The following is a 5,776-nucleotide window of genomic DNA, read 5'->3' as shown; positions in this document are numbered from 1 at the left end:
CCCCCAGCAAGAACCGCAGGAAAGTCCCCCCGCCATGCGTCCTTCCGGCCGCGCTGCCGACGCGCTCCGCAGCGTCACGCTCCAGCCTGGCGCCGCCCGCCACGCCGAGGGCTCCTGCCTGATCCGCATGGGCGTCACCGAGGTGCTCTGCACCGCCAGCGTCGAGGGCCGCGTCCCTGGCTTCCTGCGCGGCAAGGGCGAGGGCTGGGTCACCGCCGAATACGGCATGCTGCCCCGCGCCACCCACAGCCGCGGCGAGCGCGAGGCGGCCCGCGGCAAGCAGTCCGGCCGCACCCAGGAAATCCAGCGCCTGATCGGCCGCGCGTTGCGCGCCGTGGTCGACCGCAAGGCCATGGGCGAGGTGTTGATCACCATCGACTGCGACGTGCTGACCGCCGATGGCGGCACCCGCTGCGCCGCCATCACCGGCGCCTGGGTGGCGCTGCACCAAGCCTTCGAGCATTGCGTGCTGAAGAACCTGATGTCGCGCAACCCGCTGCGCGACCAGGTCGCCGCCGTCTCCTGCGGCGTCTACAAGGGCGAGACGGTGCTGGACCTCGACTATGCCGAGGACAGCGCGGCGCAGACCGACGCCAATTTCGTCCTGACCGGCAAGGGCGGCATCGTCGAGCTGCAGGCGGCCGCCGAGGGCGCGCCCTTCGACGACGCGCAGTTCCACGCCATGCTGGCGCTAGCCCGCCAGGGCAGCGAGGGCCTCTTCGCCGCCCAGCGCCGGGCGATCGGCCGGTGAGCGCCCCGATGAACGCCCCGGTGAGCGCCCCTCGCCGCCAGCTGGTCGAGACGCGCATCGTCATGGCCAGCCACAATGCCGGCAAGGTGCGCGAGAACGCCGCCCTCTTGGCCGAATACGGCATCGAGATCGTCAGCGCCAAGGACCTCGGCCTGCCGGTGCCGGACGAGACCGAGACGACCTTCATCGGCAATGCCACGATCAAGGCGCTGGCGGCGGCCAAGGCTTCCGGCCTGGTGGCCCTGGCCGATGACAGCGGCTTCTCGGTCGCCGCGCTGGACGGCGCACCCGGCGTCTACACCGCCGACTGGGCCGAGCAGCCGGATGGCAGCCGCAACTATCCGGCCGCCATGGCCCGCGTCGCCGAGCTCGCCCGGCCGCATGCCGACCGCGGCGCCTGGTTCACCTGCGCCCTGGTGCTCGCCTGGCCGGACGGCCATACGGAGGCCTTCGAGGGCCGCGCCATGGGCGAATGGATCTGGCCGCCGCGCGGCGAGGCCGGCTTCGGCTATGACCCGATGTTCGTCCCCGCCGGCCGCAACCAGAGCTTCGCCGAGATGGACAAGGCCGAGAAGCACCGTATCAGCCACCGCGCCGATGCCTTCCGCCTGCTGGCCGAGGGCTGCCTCTCCGGGCGCCGCGGGGGCTGAGGCGCCGCCCGCGGCCGGCGAATCGCCTGCGCCGGCCGCGGTGCAAAACAGTGTTTTCTGCGGCCCCGGCGGCGCATCGGCCCTCGCCAGCCGGGCGCATCGGGCCTAGCCTCCCCGGCTTACGCCCTTGCCTGCGCAGGATCGCCATGAACCAGATCGCCGTCTCGCGTCCGAACAATCTGGACGCCTTCTGGATGCCCTATACCGACAACCGCTACTACAAGTCGCATCCGCGGCTGCTGGCGCGGGCCGAGGGCATGTCCTACTGGACCGCGGACGGGCAGGAAGTGATCGACGGCACCGCCGGCCTGTGGTGCTGCAACGCCGGCCATGGCCGCCGCGAGATCACCGAGGCGATCCAGAAGCAGGCGGCGGTGATGGACTTCGCGCCGACCTTCCAGCTGGGCCATCCGCTGGCCTTCGAGGCGGCAGCGCGCGTCGCCTCGATGACGCCGGACGGCATGGACCGCATCTTCTTCACCAATTCCGGCAGCGAGAGCGCCGACACCGCGCTGAAGATCGCCCTGGCCTACCAGAAGGCGCGCGGCCAGGCCCAGCGCGTCCGCCTGGTCGGGCGTGAGCGCGGCTATCACGGCGTCGGCTTCGGCGGCATGTCGGTCGGTGGCATCGGCGGCAACCGCAAGCAGTTCGGCGCCATGCTGCCCTATGTCGACCACCTGCCGCACACCCACCTGCCGAAGCAGAACAGCTTCGTCCGCGGCCTGCCCGAGCACGGCGCCCACCTGGCCGATGCGCTGGAAGGCCTGGTCACGCTGCATGGCGACACCATCGCCGCCGTGATCGTCGAGCCGATGGCGGGCTCGACCGGCGTGCTGGTGCCGCCCGTCGGCTATCTGCAGCGGCTGCGCGAGCTCTGCGACAAGCACGGCATCCTGCTGATCTTCGACGAGGTCATCACCGGCTTCGGCCGCATCGGCACCAATTTCGGCGCCGAGCGGCTGGGCGTCACCCCCGACATCATGACCATGGCCAAGGGGCTGACCAATGCCGCGGTGCCGATGGGCGCGGTGGCCGTGAACAACGGCATCTACGATGCCATCGTCAACGGCTCGCCGGACGGGATCGAGCTGTTCCACGGCTACACCTATTCCGGCCATCCGCTGGCCTCGGCCGCCGCCATCGCCACGCTGGACCTGCACCGGACCGACGACCTGCCGGGCCGCGCCCGCGCGATGGAGCCCTATTTCGAGGAGGCCGCCCATTCGCTGCGCGGCCTGCCGAATGTCATCGACATCCGCTCGATCGGCCTGGTCTGCGGCATCGAGCTGGAATCCCGCCCGGGCAAGCCGGCGGCGCGTGCCGTCGACGTGTTCCGCGACTGCTTCGACAAGGGCGTGCTGATCCGCACCACCGGCGACATCATCGCCCTCTCGCCGCCGCTGATCGCCGAGAAGAGCCATATCGACCGGATCTTCGGGACGCTGGCCGACGCCATCAAGGCCGCGGCCTGACACCCGCCAGGGGGAAGGCTCCGGCCTTCCCCTTCGTCATGCCGGCTTCTTCATGCCGGGGCGCCAGGCATGCCCGCTGGTCGCAGCGGATCCCTCGGCCTGCCGGGGGTGACCTGCGGGGGGAAGCGTATCATATAACGCCCCGAGCGCCGTTCCCCCGGCAGGAGAGACATCCCCCATGAGCGACACCGAGACCGTCCCCGTCACCGTGCTGACCGGCTATCTGGGCGCCGGCAAGACCACGCTGCTGAACCGCATCCTGACCGAGAACCACGGCAAGAAGTTCGCCGTGGTGATCAACGAGTTCGGGGAGCTCGGCGTGGACAACGACCTCGTCATCGATGCCGACGAGGAAGTCTTCGAGATGAACAACGGCTGCATCTGCTGCACCGTGCGCGGCGACCTGGTGCGCATCCTGGGCGGGCTGATGAAGCGCCGCGGCAGGTTCGACGGCATCATCGTCGAGACCACCGGCCTGGCCAACCCCGCCCCCGTCGCCCAGACCTTCTTCATGGACGAGGACGTCAAGCGGGCCACGCGGCTCGACGCCATCGTCACCGTGGTCGACGCCAAGAACCTGGTCGCCCGCCTGGCCGATTCGAAGGAGGCCGAGGAGCAGATCGCCTTCGCCGACCTGATCGTGCTGAACAAGATGGACCTGGTCAGCGAGGCCGAGGCGGCCGAGGTCGAGGCCCGCATCCGCGCCATCAACCCCTATGCCGAGCTGCAGCGCGCCACCAAGTCGGACGTGCCGGTCTCCAGCGTGGTCGGGCGCGAGGCCTTCAGCCTGGAGCGCATCCTGGAGCGCGAGCCGGATTTCCTGACCTCCGACGAGCATGAGCACAACGAGGACGTCATGAGCATGTCCTTCGAGGTGTCGCAGCCGATCGACGCGGAGAAGTTCAACGCCTGGATCGGCCAGCTGCTGCAGGCCAAGGGGCAGGACCTGCTGCGCACCAAGGGCATCCTGGCCTATCAGGGCGAGGACCGGCGCTTCGCCTTCCAGGCCGTGCACATGATCGCCGATGGCGACTTCATCGGCGCCTGGAAGGATGGCGATCCGCGCAGGTCGAAGATCGTCTTCATCGGCCGCAACCTGAACCGCCCGCAGCTGCGCCGCGGCTTCGAGAGCTGTGTCGCGGCATGAGCGAGACCGACAACCTCGAGGACGCCGACTACATCCTGCGGACGCGCGGCGCCGGGCATGAGCTCGGCGCCTGGGCGATCGGTGCGGCCTTCAGCGCCGACGGCCGCGCGGCCGGCTTCGCGCTGGGCGACGGCACCGTGCATCTGGCCGATCCCAAGGCGCCGGAGGCCGCGTGGCGCAGGCTGGAGGCGCATGACGGCGCCTGCCTGTCGATGGTGGCCGATGCCGGGTCCGGCTTCCTGTCGGGCGGCGACGACGGCAAGCTGCTGCGCATCGCCGCCGACGGCACCACCAGCACGCTGGCCGATTTCGGCATGATGAAGTGGGTCGAGCATGTGGCCAGCCACCCCTCGGGCCTGCGGGCGGCGACGGTGGGCAAGGTGGTCCATGTCTTCGGCAAGGACGGGGCCAAGCTGAAGGCGCTGACGCATCCCTCCAGCGTCGGCGGCGTCGCCTTCGACGCCAAGGGCAAGCGGGTCGCGGCCGGCCACTACAACGGCGCCAGCGTCTGGTTCGTCAACAGCAAGGACGACAATCCCAAGCTGCTGCCCTGGAAGGGCAGCCACCAGGCGACCGCCTTCAGCCCGGACGGCACCCATGTGGTGACCTCGATGCAGGAGAACGCCCTGCATGGCTGGCGGCTGACCGACCAGCAGGACATGCGGATGTCCGGCTACCCCTCCAAGATCAAGAGCTTTTCCTTCACCGGCGGCAAGGGGCGCTGGCTGGCGACGGCGGGGGCGGACTGCATCGTGCTGTGGCCGTTCTTCGCCGGCGGCCCGATGGGCAAGCCGCCGCTGGAGCTCGCGGGCGGCGACGGGGTGCTGTGCACCCAGGTCTCCTGCCATCCGCAGCATGAGGTGGTCGCGGCCGGCTTCGCCGACGGGCTGGTGCTGATGGCCGAGATCGGCAGCGGCAAGATCGTGCCGGTGGCGGCCCCCGGCCGCGGACCGGTCAGCGCCCTGGCCTGGAGCCCAACGGGCACGCACCTGGCCTTCGGCACCGAGACCGGCTTCTGCGGGCTGGTCGACCTGTCCCGCCGCTGAGCTGGTCTTCAGGACAGAAAAAGATGGGGGTCGGGGGGAATTCATTCCCCCGGCCTTTTTTGTGGTCACCCCCGCCGGAGCAGCTCGCTCATGCAGGCCGCCTCGGTGCGCCGCTCCGTCCCGCTCGCCCGGGCGGCGGCGTAGCTGACCCGGAGGGGGCTGCTCGGCGTGTCGTCGCGGTCCATGACCACGTCCAGGTTGCAGTGCTGCCCCTGGTAGAGCCAGACCTGGGCATTGCCTTCATTGCGGCGCAGGCGCGGCTCGCCCAGCCAGCGGCGGACGGCGTCGGGCGACTGGCCGAGCAGCTGGGTGGCGCTGGCGGGCGTGCCGTCGAGCTGGGGCAGGACCGGGGTGGAGGTGGGCTGCATGCCGGCGATGTTGTTGCGGTAGCTTTCCAGCACGTCGCGCAGCACGGCATGGCGGTCGACGGCGGGCTGCTGGGCGCAGGCGGCCAAAAGCGATGTCGACAGCAGGATCGGCAGCAGGAAAAAGGGTCGCATGCGTCTACAGAAGGTGCTCCGCGGGCCGGGATGCGGCCCGCGGGCGTGTCGGATCAGGCCTCTTCGGCGAGCGGCGCGGGCGCGCGGCTGGGCGCGGCGCCGTCGCCCAGCATCTCCATGCGGCCGGAGAGCTGGCCGCCCTCCTCCACCTGCAGGCGGCGGCAGCGGGCGACGCCCAGCACCTTGCCGCTGGCGCGGATCACCAGGTTG

General features: G+C 70.6%; 6 protein-coding genes. 5 read left to right on the top strand and 1 reads right to left on the bottom strand.

Annotated elements, in window-relative coordinates; genetic code table 11:
- Positions 1-34: 34 nt before the first annotated feature.
- The 5 genes from rph to BKE38_RS20365 all read left to right on the top strand — a co-directional run bounded on the left by rph (position 35) and on the right by BKE38_RS20365 (position 5,066).
- On the top strand, positions 35-751 hold the full coding sequence (gene rph, locus BKE38_RS20385) for a ribonuclease PH (protein WP_076959088.1): 717 nt from the start codon (positions 35-37) through the stop codon (positions 749-751).
- 8 nt (positions 752-759) lie between these two features.
- Complete coding sequence (rdgB, locus tag BKE38_RS20380; RefSeq protein ID WP_076959087.1) at positions 760-1,401, top strand: RdgB/HAM1 family non-canonical purine NTP pyrophosphatase; 642 nt, start codon at positions 760-762, stop codon at positions 1,399-1,401.
- A gap of 146 nt (positions 1,402-1,547) precedes the next feature.
- Positions 1,548-2,873, top strand: coding sequence for an omega-aminotransferase AptA (gene aptA, locus BKE38_RS20375; protein WP_076959086.1), 1,326 nt, complete (start codon positions 1,548-1,550; stop codon positions 2,871-2,873).
- A 178-nt stretch (positions 2,874-3,051) separates the two neighbouring features.
- Positions 3,052-4,020: a CobW family GTP-binding protein gene (locus tag BKE38_RS20370; RefSeq protein ID WP_076959085.1), complete on the top strand. Its 969-nt coding sequence runs from the start codon at positions 3,052-3,054 to the stop codon at positions 4,018-4,020.
- A complete protein-coding gene (locus BKE38_RS20365) occupies positions 4,017-5,066 on the top strand; it encodes a WD40 repeat domain-containing protein (RefSeq protein WP_076959084.1) in 1,050 nt (349 codons plus the stop codon). Before BKE38_RS20370 ends, BKE38_RS20365 begins: the two co-directional genes overlap by 4 nt.
- Before the next feature lie 65 nt (positions 5,067-5,131).
- Here BKE38_RS20365 and BKE38_RS20360 read toward each other — a convergent pair whose 3' ends face one another.
- Entirely contained in the window at positions 5,132-5,566 is a 435-nt protein-coding gene (locus BKE38_RS20360; RefSeq protein ID WP_076959083.1) for a hypothetical protein, read from the bottom strand.
- Between the last annotated feature and the right edge of the window lie 210 nt (positions 5,567-5,776).

This window comes from Teichococcus deserti (assembly GCF_001982615.1).
Classification (GTDB): Bacteria; Pseudomonadota; Alphaproteobacteria; order Acetobacterales; family Acetobacteraceae; genus Pseudoroseomonas; species Pseudoroseomonas deserti.
This window is presented reverse-complemented; position numbering and strand designations above follow the sequence as displayed.

Bases quoted from the DNA above. Each gene is read 5' to 3' on its own strand.
- rph (WP_076959088.1), top strand. From the start codon at position 35: ATGCGTCCTTCCGGCCGCGCTGCCGACGCGCTCCGCAGCGTCACGCTC.
- rdgB (WP_076959087.1), top strand. From the start codon at position 760: ATGAACGCCCCGGTGAGCGCCCCTCGCCGCCAGCTGGTCGAGACGCGC.
- aptA (WP_076959086.1), top strand. From the start codon at position 1,548: ATGAACCAGATCGCCGTCTCGCGTCCGAACAATCTGGACGCCTTCTGG.
- BKE38_RS20370 (WP_076959085.1), top strand. From the start codon at position 3,052: ATGAGCGACACCGAGACCGTCCCCGTCACCGTGCTGACCGGCTATCTG.
- BKE38_RS20365 (WP_076959084.1), top strand. From the start codon at position 4,017: ATGAGCGAGACCGACAACCTCGAGGACGCCGACTACATCCTGCGGACG.
- BKE38_RS20360 (WP_076959083.1), bottom strand. From the start codon at position 5,566: ATGCGACCCTTTTTCCTGCTGCCGATCCTGCTGTCGACATCGCTTTTG.